Annotated in this window: 1 protein-coding gene; it reads right to left on the reverse strand. The window is 62.9% G+C overall.

Annotated features, from left to right (window positions below; all coding sequences use genetic code 11):
* Nucleotides 1-1,186 (reverse strand): NADP-dependent isocitrate dehydrogenase (locus VB618_RS19730; RefSeq protein WP_329798458.1); only part of this gene is annotated, 1,186 nt, incomplete at both ends.

Raw genomic sequence — 1,186 nt, forward strand, 5'->3', positions numbered from 1 at the left:
TCGTCGATCTTGTCGAGGAAGCCGGTGGTGGAGAGCCACTTCTGCTCGGCGCCAACCAGCAGCGCGAGGTCCTTGGTCATGTAGCCGGACTCCACCGTGTCGACGCAGACCTTCTCAAGGGTCTGGGCGAAGCGGGCGAGCTCCTCGTTGTTGTCGAGCTTGGCCCGGTGCGCCAGGCCACGGGTCCAGGCGAAGATCGACGCGATGGAGTTGGTCGAGGTCTCCTTGCCCTTCTGGTGCTCGCGGTAGTGGCGCGTCACGGTGCCGTGGGCGGCTTCCGCCTCGACGGTCTGGCCGTCCGGCGTCATCAGCACGGAGGTCATCAGGCCTAAGCTGCCGAAGCCCTGCGCCACCGTGTCGGACTGCACGTCGCCGTCGTAGTTCTTGCACGCCCACACATAGCCGCCCGACCACTTGAGGGCCGAGGCCACCATGTCGTCGATCAGGCGGTGCTCGTAGTGGATGCCGGCGGCCTGGAACTTCGCCTTGAACTCGGTGTCGTAGATCTCCTGGAAGATGTTCATGAAGCGGCCGTCGTACTGCTTCAGGATCGTGTTCTTCGTCGACAGATAGACCGGGTACTTGCGGTTCAGGCCGTAGTTGAGCGAGGCGCGGGCGAAGTCGCGGATCGACTCGTCCAGGTTGTACATGCCCATGGCGACGCCGGCATCCGGGAACTTGAAGATTTCCTTCTCGATCACCGTGCCGTCCTCGCCCTCGAACTTCATGGTCAGGCGGCCCTTGCCGGGCACCTTGAAGTCCGTGGCCTTGTACTGGTCACCGAAGGCGTGACGGCCGACGATGATCGGCTGGGTCCAGCCGGGCACGAGGCGCGGCACGTTCTTGCAGATGATGGGCTCGCGGAAGATCACGCCGCCGAGGATGTTGCGGATCGTGCCGTTGGGCGACTTCCACATGTCCTTGAGGTTGAACTCCTTCACGCGGCCTTCGTCCGGCGTGATGGTGGCGCACTTCACGCCGACGCCGTACTTCTTGATCGCCTCGGCGGCCTCGACGGTGACCTTGTCGTTGGTGGCGTCGCGGTGCTCGACGCCGAGGTCATAATACTTCAGGTCGATGTCGAGATAGGGGTGGATCAGCTTGTCTTTGATGAACTGCCAAATGATGCGGGTCATCTCGTCGCCGTCGAGTTCGACGACCGGATTGGCAACCTTGATCTTCGCCA

It is taken from the genome of Microvirga sp. CF3062 (genome assembly GCF_036314045.1).
Lineage (GTDB): Bacteria > Pseudomonadota > Alphaproteobacteria > Rhizobiales > Beijerinckiaceae > Microvirga.